This is a genomic window from Pseudorhodoplanes sinuspersici, from assembly GCF_002119765.1.
GTDB lineage: Bacteria > Pseudomonadota > Alphaproteobacteria > Rhizobiales > Xanthobacteraceae > Pseudorhodoplanes > Pseudorhodoplanes sinuspersici.
In genome coordinates this window covers 2,911,052-2,926,326 of the sequence record NZ_CP021112.1, presented here as the reverse complement: position 1 = coordinate 2,926,326, position 15,275 = coordinate 2,911,052, and the positions used below count along the sequence as shown (strand labels likewise).

Genomic DNA, 15,275 nt, shown 5'->3' with positions numbered 1-15,275 from the left:
CCTACCAGAACGCTTGCTGGTCGCGCGCGGTGGTGACCATCGTCGCTGGATCGCTGCCGCGGCGTCGCGCGCTAGAGGCGACTTCATTGTAAACGGCATTCCGCGCCTGCCGTGCTTGCGGCTGCAAGACCGGCACCGGCGCACCCGCCGCAGCGGCCGGGATCGCGACCGGCGCAGCAGCACCGCCCGCAAGCGCCACCGCTGTCGTACCCTGGCGCTTGGCGACATCGTGATAGCCGCGCGCATAAAGCGCGACCGCGCGATCATGATTGCCGCCGGCGGCGCGATAAGCGCCGGCGAGATATTTCACGGCGTAAGTCATGTTGACGTTCGGATCGAGCAATCCGGCGGCATCGCCGCGATAGCCCATCGCGCGCGCGGTGCCGAGGCGGATTTGCATCATGCCGTAATTGCCCTTCGAGACGGCACGCGGATTGTAACGGCTCTCGCGCATGATCACGCGATGAACGAGCGCGGGCGGCAGACCATGCGCAGCGGCATGACTTGAGACCAACCCGGAATAGGCGCCGCCTTCCTGCGCATGTGCAGAGCCGGAAACGAGAGCGGCGGCGATGAAGCCAATAGATAATGTGGAAAAGCCAAAGGTGCTGAAACGAGCCATCTGAGCTCCAGTCGTCGTTATGGATATTTTCCTGCTCACTGTTGATTGAGGCGACGGTGCGGCACGTTCCGCCGCATGAAGTCACGGTTTGTGACAATTTCCGCCCCAAAACCCGTAAGTCATGCCAAGCCATTCAGGCGGGCGTGATGACCTGGAGGTAAGACAGGATACGGCGAGAATGTGGTGGCTCGCCCACGTCCCGTCACAGGTTTTAATACCGGCACAAACCGCCTCAATGCGCGCGCATCAGCGTCTCGGCCGACGCTGCCTGCGGGCTTTCGGCTGCGGTGCCGCTTCGGCGTTCCGGGCTCTTTCTTGCTGCTCCAGTTCCAGCTCGCGCTCGCGCAACGTGCGCCGAAAGATCGCCGCGTTTCGCGCGTTGTCGCGCTCAATTTTTTCCGGACTTGCCGCGCCACTTGGGCGACGGCAATTCATCGACGCATTGCACCTCACGTCCGCGGCAGGCCCGTTCGCGTTTGCAAGCGTGGCGATGACAACTCGACCACGCGTTCCTGGCATCCATCCATGTGCGCCAGATATCGCGCGGAAGCGTATAAGGATCGCCATCGTCATCCTCGTCCTCGTCGCCCGGCATTGGCCGTGTCGGTTTGCTGCGCCGCCCCGCCCGCAGGCGCCGCCCTGATCCCGCGTCTCATGGCGTCCCAGGACACGCCCCTCGACAGGTTCAGGTGGCGAATTGTCAAGCCCGAAATTGCCCATTTTGATTTCGGTTGCTGTTTTGCGCTCTGCATCGATGCAATGCCGCCTTCCATATTCACATCGCTGAAAGGTCGCCGGCCGACATTATTTAGGGCGCGGATTGTCCGCGGCGTGGCGCCCGGTCAGGCGTTGCAACGAAGGATCATCCAATGGCCGAAGATGTGATCTCGACAGTCGCAACACCCATCCCGATCAAGCGCCATCGCCCCTGGTACACGATCCTCTATATCCAGGTTCTCGCGGCCATCGCGCTTGGCATCCTCATCGGCTATCTCTATCCGGATCTCGGCAAGGCGCTGAAGCCACTCGGCGACGGCTTCATCGCGCTGATCAAGATGATGATCGCTCCGGTGATCTTCTGCACCGTCGTGCATGGCATTTCGTCGATGGGCGATCTCAAGCGGGTCGGCCGCGTCGGCATCAAATCGCTGATCTATTTCGAGGTCATCTCCACCATCGCGCTGGCCATCGGCCTTCTCGTCGGCCGCACGCTGCAGCCAGGTGCCGGATTCAATATCGATCCCGCGACGATCGATCCGAATTCAATCGCGACCTACGTCACCCAGGCACAAGAGCAAGGCATCGTCGCGCATCTGATAGCAATCATTCCCGAAAGCTATTTCGGGGCGCTGGCGCGCGGCGATCTTTTGCAGGTGCTGCTGGTGTCGATCCTGTCGGGTTTCGCCATCGCCTTCATGGGCAAGGCCGGCGAGCCGATCACCCATGCGATCGACCTGGCCGCGAAAGTGTTCTTCGGCGTGATCCGCATCATCGTGCGCGCTGCGCCGATCGGCGCGTTCGGTGCCATGGCGTTCACCATCGGCGCCTATGGCATCGGCTCGTTGTGGAATTTGGCGGCGCTGATCGGCACCTTCTATCTGACGAGCGTGCTGTTTGTCCTGATCGTGCTCGGCGGCGTTGCGCGCCTGGCCGGTTTCTCGATCATCCGCTTCATCGCCTATATCAAGGATGAATTGCTGATCGTGCTCGGCACATCGTCATCGGAGTCCGTTTTGCCGCAGATGATCCAGAAGATGGAGCGTCTCGGCGCATCGCGGTCCGTGGTCGGTCTCGTCATCCCGACCGGCTACAGCTTCAATCTCGACGGCACCAACATCTATATGACGCTGTCGATCCTGTTTCTGGCGCAGGCGACCAACACGCCACTGACGATCTGGCAGGAACTGGGCATTCTCGGCGTCGCTATGATCACCTCGAAAGGCGCATCCGGCGTTACCGGCGCCGGCTTCATCACCTTGGCGGCGACACTCGCCATCGTGCCGGATATTCCGATCCAGTCGCTCGCCATCCTTGTCGGCATCGACAAATTCATGAGCGAATGCCGCGCGCTGACCAATCTGATCGGCAATGGCGTCGCCACCATCGTCATCAGCCGGTCGGAAGGCGAACTCGACAAGGACAAGCTGCACGAAACCATGGCGCATCCGATTCAGCTTGGCGAAGAGCTGGAACACGTGCGCGCTTAAACATGGCGCGCGGTGCGCAATGCCAGGACATTGCGCACCGCGCGTTTCGATTGGCTGGTTGAGGTGCGTCGCTTCAGAGAAAGATCGTTTGGCGATCGTTTGCTTTAAGCAACCACGTCTTCGATGCGGCGCAGATCGCGCTCAGGCACCACGCGATCGTGCTTTTCTTGCGGGCTGCGAATGCAATAGCGGGGATCTTCAGCATCACAGGGAATGAGGCGAACGATGCGATATCGTCCGGGCGCGGCTGAACGCAAGGTCGACGGGAGAATATCCACCCATTCATCGACTTTGAATTGATGCGTGCGGTCAGTCATGTGCAGCTCCGTTTGCGGCCGTCCGCTCCAGTTGATCCTGACGGCCGAGTTTCTTGTTGATTTCAACGCGTCGACGCGCCGACCGAGTCGCTAAGCAAGTCGCTCCGCGCTTCATCATGCCGGATCAGCGGCAGGACATCGGATGCAAATATTGCAGCGATGATGGATCTAATAAGCCGATCAATGTGGTCCCCGGTTATCCCCGAATTGAAGATCAGAACTTCGACCTTTTGAGGTCATTCAGAATCCTTGTGCCACGCACATGGATTTTGCCGCCGTGGCACACATGCGATCACGATGATCATCGAAAGCCGTGAGGATCGATGTCCCGCTGGGCAAATTTCAATGGACCAATTTCGATGGACCAAGATGGCCGAGGCGGCGCCCAAAACCGCGATCACTGTCACGCCCGGTCCGCACAGCCGTATAGACCCAAAAACCGTGTTTTACCAGCGAAATCGGGCCTTGAAATGCAGCCATAATGAGGCACGCCGTAGCGGCGCGTGGCGCGACAGATCGAGCATCTCGAAGGGAAAGCGATGCGGAGGAGATGACGACGTGCCGTGAGTTCAAGCCCTCACCCCGAGGAACCATGCGCAGCATGCGTCTCGAAGGGCGAGGGCTTGGGAGAGCATCGTGCCCGGCCTCTTTCTTCGAGACGCGATCCACACAAGTCGGCGGTAGCCGACTTGTGCTTGAAGATGAAGGCGGAGCGCGTCTTACATCTTCAACAGCGTCTTGGCGTTGCCGCTGAGGATCTTGATCTTGTCCTCATCCGACAGCGGGATGGTGTCGACCCATTGCGTGCCGGGGGTGTTGGCGACGAACGGCCAGTCCACAGCGAACAGGATGCGATCGACACCCAATTCCATCACCGTGCAGAGCAACGCCGGATTGGAGAAGAAGCCGCTGGTGGTGACATAGAAGTTTTTGCAGAAGACGTCGCGGAAGTTCAGCTGTTTCTGTCCCGGCCGTGCCAGCGCATGATCGATGCGCCACAGAAGGAACGGCAGCGTTTCGCCGAGATGGCCGAGAATGATCTTCAGTTTCGGATGTTCCTGAAACATGCCGGACAGGATCATGCGGATCGCGATCGTCGCCGTCTCGACGGTGAAGCCCCAGGCGGCGCGGATCACCATCGGGAAGTCCTTGATGTAATCCTTGTAATAGGCATCCATCACCGGCTGCATTGGCACCGACGGATGCAGATAGATCGGCACGTCGAGTTTTTCGGCTTGCGCGAAAATCGGACGCAGGCGCACGTCATCCATCCACACACCATTGGCGAGACCGTGGATCATCGCACCCTTGAAGCCGTTCTTGACACAGCGTTCGAGCTCGGCCGCGGCGGCCTCCGGGTCGGATGTCGGCAGCGCACAGAAGCCGGCAAAGCGGGTGGGATGTCTGGCGATGGCTTCGGCAAGCCGGTCATTGACGCGCTTGGTCAGCGCGATGCCCTCAGGGCCGGTGAGCAATTGCGTCGACGGTGAGCCATGCGAGAGCACCTGCACATCGATGCCGGCTTCATCCATCTCGCGGATGCGCAGCTCGCCGAGATCGAGCATGCGCCGCGTCTGTTCTTCCGCCTGGGTGGCGCGGCCGATGCCCTGATAGGTGTCGGATAATTCCTTGTCCCAGTAATGCTCCTCGATGGCGATCACCGGACAGGCAGGCTTCTTGAGCATGAATTCCCCCAAAGGATATTGCGGGGGTTTGTGTAGCACAGGGCTTTAGGGTTTACCGCCCCTTTTGCGCCTCGCGATCTAGATGCTCGCGCAGGATGCGGACGTTGCGCTTGTTGGCGCGCCAGATCACGTCGAACACGTCGCCAGCGACCGGCACCGCGCCGATCAGGCCGTCGAGCGCGACATTGCCGATCATGCGCGCCAGCACATGCCTCGGCGCCCCGAGCTTGTGCGCTTCATAGACGATGTAGAGCGCAAGACCCGTGGTGACGACATCGCCCACCACCGGCGCAAGGCCGAACAGGCCGTCGACACCGAAGCGGATTTTCGTGAACGGAATCACGAACGCCGTGTCGAGCAGCGTCGCCAGCCGATCGAGACGCGCAAGCCGCTGCGCGCGGCTTGGCGAGCGCGCGAACCTGCCGTGAAGGGTGGAAGCATAGGTTGTGGACATAGCGAAAACATGGGCATGGCCGAGCGGAATACAAGATTAACAGGAACCACCGGGCGCGTAGACTGATAGGATGGAACCCGCGCAACCTGCCGAATATCCACTCTATTTCGTCGATGGCGACACCGGGATGTCTTGGTCCATCGACACGCGCAGCGTCCGGCTGGATGCTGCCGGCGTCACCTTCACCTCCGAGCGCGAAACCCGGACGATCGCTTTCCGCGAAATCCGGTCGATCCGCCTGCAGACGACTTTCGTGCGAGGCGACGACATCCCCATCGGCATCTGCACCGTCAGGTTCGGCAATTATCGCAAGCTCACGATCTTCAGCGGCGATAGCCATGGCCGCGCCGATGCGGACCAGCGGCAACATTACATCGATTTCATCCGCGATTTTCACCGACGAATCCCGATGCATGATCGCAACCGCATCGGTTTCAATGGTGGATTGAGCGAGACGCGCTACATGATCGTCTCGACGGCGATGCTCGCGGGAGCGCTGCTGTTTGGCGCATTGCCGGCGTTTCTGATCCTTTGGAAGCCCTCGTTCGAGACGTTCGGCATCGCCTTTACCAGCGGCGGCTTTGTCTATGCCGGCTGGCGCGTCTGGAACAGGAACCGGCCAGGCGATTATTCGCCCGATCACGTGCCCGACGATCTGCTGCCGTGAACGGAACTGCCGCGACACCATGGCTCTTATCCCGTCATGACGCGTTCAAAGGCGGGATCAAGATGAGGACCGTGGCGCAACCGGATGTGCTTGCAAGACAAGGTCGCAATGACGAAACCGGTCACGCCACCGGCAGCCTTACCGCCATGCGCCAGGAGGCCGAACACTGCACCCGCTGCCCGCTCTACCGGAATGCGACGCAGACCGTGTTCGGCGAAGGGCCGCGCAACGCGCCCGTGGTCTTCGTCGGCGAGCAGCCGGGCGATCAGGAAGACCTCGCCGGCAAGCCGTTCGTCGGACCCGCCGGCCGCATGTTCGACAAGGCGATGGAGGAAGCCGGGCTCGATCGCTCGCGCGCTTATGTCACCAACGCGGTGAAGCATTTCAAATTTGAGCCGCGCGGCAAGCGCCGTCTGCACAAGCGGCCGAATGCCGGCGAAGTGCGCGCCTGCCGCTTCTGGCTGGAGGGTGAACTCGCCGCCATCAAACCCGATCTCGTGGTGGCGCTCGGCGCGACCGCCGCGCAGGCGCTGGCGCTGCAGGCCGTTGCCGTGACGAAAATGCGCGGGCCGTTTTCGTTTCCGCAGCACAAGGGCTTCATCACCGTGCATCCCTCGTCGCTGTTGCGGGCGCCGGACGAGGAGAGCCGGCAACTGGCCTATCGCGCCTTCCTCAAGGACCTCAAACGCATCGGCGACCTGGCGCCGGCGATCCGTGCTTGATTATCCTATCGACAACACGCGCAGCGCCTTCGGCATGATCTCGTAACGCAGCGGAATTGTCTCGCGCTGCAATTCGCCGTCGGTGGCGGCGAAGGCGCGCTTACGGGCGCGGCCGATCACGACATGGCGGGCAACGATACTGCGGATGCCGTCGGTGTCGTCATCGTTGCGCCATGCGCCGGTGAGCAGATTGGCGCTGGCTTTCAGCTTGCTCAACGCACCCGCATGTTCGGCGATGTGCAACTCGAGCGTTCCTTCATCCAGAACGGGACGATGCCAGTCCGGATTGAAGCGATTGTTGGTGACCAGCACCGCCAGCGCCTTGACATGCTCGCGATGATGATCGGTGCGGATATCGAGCGTGAACGGATAGGTCCGCGACAGCGCGCGGAAGGCGGCGATGCCGACACCGATCAGGCGGCCGAACGGCGTGCCCCGCACCTCCTCGCGCGCGCGCGCCATCTGGCTGAAGAAACCAAGGCCCGACAGCGAATGAAACACCCGCCCGTTCAGGCGGGCGAGATCGATCACGCGCGGCGTGGCATCGCCCAAAGCCTGCACCGCCTCATGCACATTGGCCGGCATGTTGAGATCGCGCGCCAGAAGATTGATGGTGCCGAACGGCAGCACGCCGAGCGTCTTGCCGCTATGGGCGAGCGCGCGCGCCGCGCAACTGACCGAGCCGTCGCCGCCGCCGACCACGATAGTGGAATAATCGCTCGTCGCCGCACGCTGGATCTCCGCGATCAGGTCGCGCGGCTTGAGCAGGCGGATATCGCTGCGCGAGCAGCGCCCGTCGAGCGCCTCGACCAGTCCGTCGCGCACGCGCTCCGGGCCGGCATCGATCAGCGTGCCGGCGCGCGCATTCAGAAGAACCAGTGTGTCGCCCATCCGCGTCCCTGTCCCGCCGTTGCTCTGGATTCCGGGTTCGCGCTTTCAGCGCGCCCCGGAATGACGGGAAGTGTAATGCATCGACGCAGGTTTGGTTCACGCCGTGATCGTATCCTGCGGGATCGGGCGCGGCTTTCCGTCATCGTCGATGGCGACAAAGGTGAAGGTGCCGTCCGTCACCTTCTCGCGATGGCGGGTCTTGAAGCGCACCGCGATCGCCTCGATCTCGATCACCATCGAGGTGCGGCCGACCTTGGTCACCTCGGTATAGACCTCCAGCACATCGCCGACCCGCACCGGCCGGTGAAAGGTCATCGCCTGGATGGCGATGGTCACGGCGCGGCCGCGGGCGCGCTCGACCGCGGCGATGCCGCCGGCCTGGTCCATGCGCGACAGCACCCAGCCGCCGAAAATATCGCCATTGGCATTGGTGTCCGCCGGCATGGCGATGACGCGCACGGTGAGAGTGCCGCGCGGCTTTGGCTCCGTCATGTCAACTCAGTCCTTTCCCGATTCCACATGGAAACTATGCAGCACACGATGGAAGACCGGCGCAAGGATGAAGCCTGTGGCAATGACGATGATGAGACCGGAGAAGATCGCATAGGAGCCCGCGAAGATCTTGCCCGCCTGCGTTTTCAGATCGCTGACCGGCCCCATGCCGGACAGGATCATCGCCGCATTCACATAGGCATCGGTCCACGACATGTTCTCGAAATGCGCATAGCCGGCCATGCCGATGCCGAGACCGACGATGGTGAGCACGCCCCATAACAGGATCGCCAGCCCCATGCGTGCGGCAAAGCGATGACGCGAGATCACCTTGTGGGTGCGCCGCTCCAGCACCCAGAGCGGACCCTCGGGCGACGGGCCGGAGGCGGCACCGCCGGATGACTTTTTGGTGGATTTGCTGACGGGGGATTTGGCCATGCGGCGGATCCGATTCGGCTGCGCGATGATAGGCCATATTCAGCGCGCCAGCGTGAACCCGCATGACTTTTATGATCCGCAGAACGCGAAGCGAAATGCGGCCGGGCACCGTCAGCTCCCCGATTCTTCCATATGGAAACGATGCAACACGCGATGGAAGATGGGAACGAGGATGACGCTGGCGCCGATGATGATGACGAAGCCGGAGAAGACGGCGAACGCGCCGGAGAAGATCTTGCCGCCGAAGGTCCGGCTGTCCTCCACCGGCCCCATGCCGGACAGCACCATCGACGTGTTCACAAAGCCGTCGATCGGCCTCATGCTCTCGAAAAAGCCATAGCCCGCCATGCCGATGGCGAGGCTGATCAGCATCAAGGCGCCCCAGACCGCAGCCGCGAGCCCCATCCGCGCGGCAAACCGCCCGCGCGAGATCACCCGGGCATGGCTGCTTTCGAGCTTCCAGAGCGGGCCGTCCGGCGGCGGCTCGGATGCGGTTTTGGCGGGTTTGCGCGCGGCAGATCTGGCCATGGGGCGGGTCCGGTTCGGCATGGCGCGATGATAGGGACCATTGATCGCGCGAGCGTGAATGCGGATGGGTGATTTTTATGGAGTGGAGCCGCGCGAAAGCGGTGTGGACAGACAAGCAGACGTGCGAAATCGGCCCTGTTTTTTTGCCGGCGCGGGCGCGCCCGAAGTCCCAACCGCCGCTTCATGCCCTTCAAGAATGAAGGGCGCGCGGAACGCCGGGCTCTCAGCCTGCCCGCGGCCCCATGCGCAAAGTGTGAAAGCGCATGAGATTGGTAGCACCACGAACCGCCGAAAAGCTTCGGCGTTCCGCGCGCGGTGTGTGACGGTCTGCTCCTTCATCCCCGGTGGACAATCCTCCACCGTATTCCTTGCCGGGCGGCCACGCCCGACGGAACGAAGGCTTGAACCGGCTGCAGCGCGGGTTACGTCGTCCCACTCTCCAGCCACCGCATCCCGCCCCGCGTCTCACGACGCTCATGAAACGCCCCTTCAGCGGGACGGGATGAAAGGAAATAAATCCTAGATTGGGAAGAAAGTCAAGAGGAAATTTGGCGACGACACCTCACTCCGCTCATCCCCGCGAAGGCGGGGATCCAGTCTTGCTAACCGCTCTCGTTGTTTGAGTCTGGATTCCCGCCGGAGCCTGTGCTCGGGCCGGCGAAGCCTGACCCGAGTGCGGGAATGAGCGGACGACGGCAAAACTGCCCGCGCGGAGCCGCCCCTATTCCACAGCTTCAATGATGCGGATTTCGCGATCGCAGCCATCGCCCAGCGCGCGCAGCGCTTCGGCATAAGCCGGGCTGTCATGGGCAGCCTTCGCGGCTTCAACGGACTCGAACTCGAGCAGCACCGTGCGCTGCTGGATGCCCTGCTCGTAAATCTGCGCCGGCATCCCGCGCGCCAGAAACTTGCCGCCCGCTCCGGTCAAAGCGGGACCAGCCAGCTTCGCATAGGCCGCAACCTTCGCCTCGTCATTGATTTTTTTGTAGATCGATACCCAGTAGGCCTTTGGCATTTCCGTCTCTCTTAGTTTCGGATAGTCTCTTTAACCGGAACGACAGTCGCAAGCGAGACCCCGCATACTGCGATGCGCCTATAACTTTGCAACTAACCGGCCTTCGGCACATCAAACGCCAGCACGGTCAAAACTATCTCACGATTGTGATCTTTCGGATTGCCAAAGACGCACCGAAATGTCGTCTCATTCAAAGCGGTTGGCCCAGATTTGATGTCAGCATGTTCGGGCAGGGCCTCGACAATAGAACTTAGAACGCTTGAAAAGATCTTGTTTCTATTGAATATCAACAAAGCGGCCTTCGTATCCCTCCAACTGAGATAACCAAGCAATTGGTCAATCGCGGACAATAGCGATTTTTCCCCGCTCCAAAATTTGCACTCGGCGACGAAAATATTCTTGTTGTCGACGCGAATTAGTATATCCGTTTTACCAGATGCGTTGAAGGTCTCTCCAGTCGCACTACCGCGATAGTGACTGTTTAAGGTGACAAGATAGAAATCACGCAACGTTTCTTCTGGCAATCGCTCAAAGGCGCTTGGGCTTCTCTCCATAACCAAAGTCATATCCTGAATGACAGCAAGGATGTGCTCATACTCTTGCATATCGAGAGTTGGCTCAGGAATATATTGACCAGGCACCTGCCGAGGCCGTTCTATTTTTGGGGTAACATTTCTCGATACATTTGCGACGTAGGTCATTGGATCGGTATCACGTCGGATAAGCGGAATTCCAACTGACGCCGCGATCGATCTAGCCGCCAAAATTTCCGCCTTTCGGGCATCTATCAGCTCACGCGCCCTTTGAGCTACAAATTCGTTATACGGACAAATATCATCGGCCTGCGCTTTTAGCGTCTTCTTCACGTCTGAAATTTTTTCTTTTATCGCGTCAATGACTACTTCACGAGGCTCGCCAGCGCAGCCAATTCGAATAATTAACTCTTCCTTGGTTGTGTCACCCATTATTGGTTGCGACACATATGCGCTAGGACGATACTCAAAAAGAATGAGATTGCCTTCGTATGGAATTCTTATTTCGTATTGAAAGCCCTTTGCACTAATCCTTTGCCCGTAGTCATCAATCCATGAGAACACTTCCACAGGATCTGATTGGTAGGCATGCGCCTCGTTAAGCTCGATAGGCCGAAGGACCAACTGCCGCTCCACGAAACTGACTAGGTCGTTTATCGGCGTCGCAAGCAACGAGTCACGGTCGACGCCATCTACGGCCTCTTGAATGAGGCGCTTTCCGCTTTTAATTTTCTCAGCAAGTATTTCACTGGAAAAAAGGGTTCTACTGCCTGAAACTGTAAAGAATGGCATCGAATCAGAGCCTGCTTAAAGCAATCGACTGACTATTTAGCAAAATCAACGTAGGCGTTAAATAAGCTTGGCCAAGACAGTTTTGCCGCAACGCAGTCATTAGCCTCGCAGACGAAGAGCAATTCACTTTCTACTCGACGTTATAAATGCATGACGCGCCCCTTTCAGAGCGCGCGTCACACGTCGCAATCCAATCACCCCTACCGCCGCACAGATCCCGGCGGCACATTAAATCCCGTATAATAGAACGGCGGCGCGACCGGCTGAGCGAGCCGCGTCGCGGTCCACACGCCGGCGCAGGTGCCGGACGGACCCTGCCCGGCCCAGCGGCCCTGGCCCCGGTTTCGTGCCATCCGCCCGGTGCCGGTCGCAACGCGCGGGCCCGCCACCGCCTGGATGGTGATGCGGCCCGAAGGCGACACCCGGCCATTCAGGGTCGCCGGCCAGCCGCCGACAAAGACGACATAAGGATGAAAGACCTGGCCGCCGACGATCGACACCATCCAGCGGGTGGTGCCGCAATGGTCCGGCGTCTGCGCAACAACGCTCCAGTTGCCATCGAAAGACGCCGCCCTGGCGGACGGCGCTGTAGAGATGCTTGTGGTGATGCAGGCGACGGTGAGAGCAATGGCCCGCATATGATTGCCGATCATGAACTGCTCCTTTTTTACGCACGTCCGTTCAGGCGGTCCCCGACATTGACACCATAGAACTTTCTAAGCCTTCGCCGGTTTCAGGCGCGCAAACCAGTTCACTCCAAAACGCTTTAAATCACCACCTCGCGCTTGCCGACGCCCTCGTTGCCGAACACGCGCAGATAATGCGCGATGGTGTCGGGATGGCCGGTCGCCTTGTTGAGATTGTCGGCAAGCTTGGCGGCCGGGCGGCCGTTGGCTTCCGAGACCTTGCAGACCAGCGAGATCGCCTTCAGCGCCGCATTCGGTTTGGGCGCGCAATCGCGGAAATCGTTGGTGAGATTGGTGCCCCAGCCAAAGCTCATGCGCACGCGGCCTTCGAAATGGCGATAGGTCTGTTCGATGGTGTCGACGTCGAGCGCATCGGAGAAGACCAGCAGCTTGTCGTGCGGGTCTTTTCCCTTGGCGCGCCACCAGTTGATGATCTGTTCGCCGCCTTCGATCGGCGGGGCGGAATCGGGGCGAAAGCCGGTCCAGTCCGCCACCCAGTCCGGCGCATCGCGCAGGAACGAGGCGGTGCCGAACGCATCCGGCAGCACCACGAGAAGATTGCCGCCGTAATATTTCTGCCAGTCCTGCAGCACGCGATAGGGCGCTTCGCGGAGTTCGTCGTCGGTCCTGGCCAGCGCGCCGAGCACCATCGGCAGTTCATGCGCGTTGGTGCCGATCGCTTCGAGATCGTTGTCCATGGCGAGCAGCACATTGCTGGTGCCGATCAGCGCATCGCCGAGGCCTTCCTTCAGCGCCTCGACGCACCAGCGCTGCCAGAGAAAGCTGTGCCGGCGGCGGGTGCCGAAATCGGAAATCTTCAGGTCGGGGAGCGCGGCGAGCCGCTCCACCTTCGACCACAGCTTGGCCTTGGCCCGCGCATAGAGCACGTCGAGCTCGAAGCGGCCCCAGCCGCGGAGCGCGGCGCGCGAGCGCAGCTCGTTGACGATGGCGAGGGCGGGGATTTCCCACATCGTCGTGTGGGTCCAGGGGCCGGCGAAGTTGAGGATGTACTGGCCGTCCTCCTTGCGCAGCTCATATTCGGGGAGCTGGAAGTCTTCGAGGAAGCGCAGGAAGTCCGGGCCGAAGATCTGGCGGCGGCCATAGAAGGTGTTGCCGGCGAGCCAGATCATCTCCTTTTTCGAGAGCCGCACGGTGCGGGCATGGTCGAGCTGCTCGCGCAGCTCCGTCTCGTCGATCTCGTCGGCGAGGCGGATATTCATCGTGCGGTTGACGAGGGTGAAGGTGGCGTCGACGTCCGGATACAGGCCCTTGATCATCTGCAGCATCAAGAGCTTGTAGAAATCGGTATCGAGCAGGCTGCGGATGATCGGGTCGAGCTTCCAGGTGTGGTCGTAGACCCGCTTGGCGATATCCGTCTGCGTCGTCATAAGAATTCAGTGCCTTGCCGCTCGATGTCCAAAGGACGGAGGCGCCGCCTGGGCCGGCGCGGCGGCACCATATCGAACCCCGCCGCCCCGACCAAGCGTGGACCGCCCCTCTCCGTCACATCCTTTTTCGCAGCATCTGCTATAGTCCGTCGCCTCCGGGGGACCGAAAAAGAGATAACCTCAAGCTTTCCATGACCGAACCATTTGAACTGAAACCCGCCGCCAAAGCGCGCAGCTATGGCCCGCTGGTGATCGTCCTCGTGCTGGTGCTGCTGGCCGGCCTGCCGATCGCCGCCTGGCTCGACATGCGTGCCCTGTCCGACCGGCTCCTCGCCCGCCAGTCCGACGACATCAGCCGCGTCATCAACGACATGCGCAATTTCTATGCGAGTGACGTGGTCGGCCGCGTGCTGTCGCGCAATGTCGCAGTGCCGACGCATAATTATAAGGACGTGGATGGCGGCATCCCGATCCCCGCGACGCTGTCGATCGAGCTCGGCAAGCAGATCTCGGCGCGCAACGATGCCGTGCAATACCGTTTCGTGTCGGATTATCCCTTCGCCGGGCGCGGCTCGCACACGCTGGACGATTTCGAGATGGGCGCGATCAAGGCGCTGCGCGCCGACCCGAAGACGCCGCAGATCAAGGTGACCGGCGATATCTTCGATCGCGCGATCCGGCTCGCGACGCCGGTGTTCATGGGCCAGGCCTGCGTGAACTGCCACAACAAGCACCCGGAATCGCCGAAGAAGGACTGGAAAGTCGGCGACGTGCGCGGCATCCAGGAGATCACCATCCATCAGCCGATCGGCGACAATATTTTCGCGTTCAAATATCTGATGGCGTATTTCGCCGCGGTCGGCGCTGTCGGCGTGACGTTCCTTGGGCTGCAGCGCAAGCAGACCAAACAGATCCGCGGCGTGAACCAGGAATTGACCGAGGCCAACGACTTTCTCGCCACCGTGTCGATGAAGATCGCCAAATATATCTCGCCGCAGATCTACAAGAGCATCTTCTCGGGCCAGCGCGACGTGCAGATCGCGACCGAAAGGAAGCGGCTGACGATCTTCTTCTCCGACATCAAGGATTTCACCGCCACCACCGAACGGCTGCAGCCGGAAGACCTGACGGCGCTGCTGAACGAGTATTTCACCGAGATGTCGGCGATCGCACTGAAGCATGGCGCGACCGTCGACAAATTCATCGGCGATGCGATGCTGCTGTTCTTCGGCGATCCCGAGACCAAGGGCGCCGCCGAAGACGCACGGGCGTGCCTCGAAATGGCGGTGGAGATGCAGACGCGCCTCGCCGAACTCAACAACGAGTGGCGGCGGCGCGGCATCGAACAGCCGTTCCGGGCCCGCATGGGCATCAATACCGGCTATTGCAATGTCGGTAATTTCGGCAGCGAAGACCGCATGGACTACACGATCATCGGCGCCGAAGCGAACCTTGCCGCGCGGTTGCAGACCATCGCCGAGCCGGGCGGCATCGTGATGTCATACGAAACCTATGCGCTGGTGCGCGAAGTCGTGCGCGCGCATCCGCTCGATCTGATCACCATGAAGGGCATCAGCCGCGAGGTCGTGCCCTATGCGGTGGACGGCCTGCTGCAGGATCTGCGGCAACGCAAGCACGTGATCAGCGAACACGCGACCGGCATCGAACTGTTTCTCGATCTCGACGTCATCGACCCCGTCGCCGCCGCGCGCACGCGACGCCTGCTCGAGAATGCATTGGCGGCGCTGAATGAGAAGACGAGAACGGCGGGAGCGGCGTAACGCGTTGCGTCGACACGCGCTGCATCACGCCACTTGCCAAACCGGGCCCACGCGTCT

Annotated in this window: 16 protein-coding genes; 4 read left to right on the top strand and 12 right to left on the bottom strand. The window is 60.9% G+C overall.

All coding sequences use genetic code 11. The features are described from left to right. Position 1: 1 nt before the first annotated feature. Complete coding sequence (locus tag CAK95_RS14125) at positions 2–622, bottom strand: transglycosylase SLT domain-containing protein (RefSeq protein ID WP_086088490.1); 621 nt, start codon at positions 620–622, stop codon at positions 2–4. 869 nt (positions 623–1,491) lie between these two features. On the opposite strand from CAK95_RS14125, the gene CAK95_RS14115 reads away from it, so the two are divergent. After that, complete coding sequence (locus CAK95_RS14115; protein ID WP_086088488.1) at positions 1,492–2,829, top strand: dicarboxylate/amino acid:cation symporter; 1,338 nt, start codon at positions 1,492–1,494, stop codon at positions 2,827–2,829. Positions 2,830–2,933: 104 nt separating this feature from the next. Here CAK95_RS14115 and CAK95_RS14110 read toward each other — a convergent pair whose 3' ends face one another. The 3 genes from CAK95_RS14110 to CAK95_RS14100 all read right to left on the bottom strand — a co-directional run bounded on the left by CAK95_RS14110 (position 2,934) and on the right by CAK95_RS14100 (position 5,285). Next, complete coding sequence (locus CAK95_RS14110) at positions 2,934–3,146, bottom strand: hypothetical protein (protein WP_086088487.1); 213 nt, start codon at positions 3,144–3,146, stop codon at positions 2,934–2,936. A gap of 719 nt (positions 3,147–3,865) precedes the next feature. Continuing rightward, the gene (locus CAK95_RS14105) at positions 3,866–4,831 is read right to left on the bottom strand and encodes an amidohydrolase family protein (protein WP_086088486.1); all 966 of its coding nucleotides are present in this window, start codon (positions 4,829–4,831) and stop codon (positions 3,866–3,868) included. Positions 4,832–4,883: 52 nt separating this feature from the next. Further along, the gene (locus CAK95_RS14100; protein WP_086088485.1) at positions 4,884–5,285 is read right to left on the bottom strand and encodes a DUF4112 domain-containing protein; all 402 of its coding nucleotides are present in this window, start codon (positions 5,283–5,285) and stop codon (positions 4,884–4,886) included. Positions 5,286–5,355: 70 nt separating this feature from the next. Between CAK95_RS14100 and CAK95_RS14095 the strand changes: the two genes are divergently transcribed. Then, on the top strand, positions 5,356–5,952 hold the full coding sequence (locus CAK95_RS14095; RefSeq protein WP_086088484.1) for a hypothetical protein: 597 nt from the start codon (positions 5,356–5,358) through the stop codon (positions 5,950–5,952). Between the two features lie 62 nt (positions 5,953–6,014). Then, the gene (locus CAK95_RS14090) at positions 6,015–6,674 is read left to right on the top strand and encodes a UdgX family uracil-DNA binding protein (RefSeq protein WP_086088483.1); all 660 of its coding nucleotides are present in this window, start codon (positions 6,015–6,017) and stop codon (positions 6,672–6,674) included. Here the strand turns inward: CAK95_RS14090 and CAK95_RS14085 are convergent, their stop codons facing one another. The 8 genes from CAK95_RS14085 to pncB form a co-directional block, all read right to left on the bottom strand. Then, positions 6,675–7,565, bottom strand: coding sequence for a diacylglycerol/lipid kinase family protein (locus tag CAK95_RS14085; RefSeq protein WP_086088482.1), 891 nt, complete (start codon positions 7,563–7,565; stop codon positions 6,675–6,677). 96 nt (positions 7,566–7,661) lie between these two features. Further along, positions 7,662–8,057, bottom strand: coding sequence for an acyl-CoA thioesterase (locus CAK95_RS14080; RefSeq protein ID WP_086088481.1), 396 nt, complete (start codon positions 8,055–8,057; stop codon positions 7,662–7,664). Between the two features lie 6 nt (positions 8,058–8,063). Continuing rightward, positions 8,064–8,495, bottom strand: a complete 432-nt coding sequence (locus CAK95_RS14075) for a superinfection exclusion B family protein (RefSeq protein ID WP_245303761.1) — start codon at positions 8,493–8,495, stop codon at positions 8,064–8,066. A 111-nt stretch (positions 8,496–8,606) separates the two neighbouring features. Next, complete coding sequence (locus CAK95_RS14070; RefSeq protein ID WP_086088480.1) at positions 8,607–9,023, bottom strand: hypothetical protein; 417 nt, start codon at positions 9,021–9,023, stop codon at positions 8,607–8,609. A 721-nt stretch (positions 9,024–9,744) separates the two neighbouring features. Then, positions 9,745–10,038 carry a DUF1330 domain-containing protein gene (locus CAK95_RS14065; protein ID WP_086088479.1) on the bottom strand — a complete coding sequence of 98 codons (294 nt, stop codon included), beginning with the start codon at positions 10,036–10,038 and terminating at the stop codon, positions 9,745–9,747. Positions 10,039–10,130: 92 nt separating this feature from the next. After that, complete coding sequence (locus tag CAK95_RS14060; protein ID WP_086088478.1) at positions 10,131–11,363, bottom strand: hypothetical protein; 1,233 nt, start codon at positions 11,361–11,363, stop codon at positions 10,131–10,133. A gap of 200 nt (positions 11,364–11,563) precedes the next feature. Beyond that, entirely contained in the window at positions 11,564–12,016 is a 453-nt protein-coding gene (locus tag CAK95_RS14055) for a hypothetical protein (RefSeq protein WP_086088477.1), read from the bottom strand. A gap of 113 nt (positions 12,017–12,129) precedes the next feature. Further along, a complete protein-coding gene (pncB, locus tag CAK95_RS14050) occupies positions 12,130–13,437 on the bottom strand; it encodes a nicotinate phosphoribosyltransferase (protein ID WP_086088476.1) in 1,308 nt (435 codons plus the stop codon). 191 nt (positions 13,438–13,628) lie between these two features. Between pncB and CAK95_RS14045 the strand changes: the two genes are divergently transcribed. Next, positions 13,629–15,218: an adenylate/guanylate cyclase domain-containing protein gene (locus CAK95_RS14045; RefSeq protein ID WP_086088475.1), complete on the top strand. Its 1,590-nt coding sequence runs from the start codon at positions 13,629–13,631 to the stop codon at positions 15,216–15,218. The last annotated feature ends 57 nt before the right edge of the window (positions 15,219–15,275 follow it).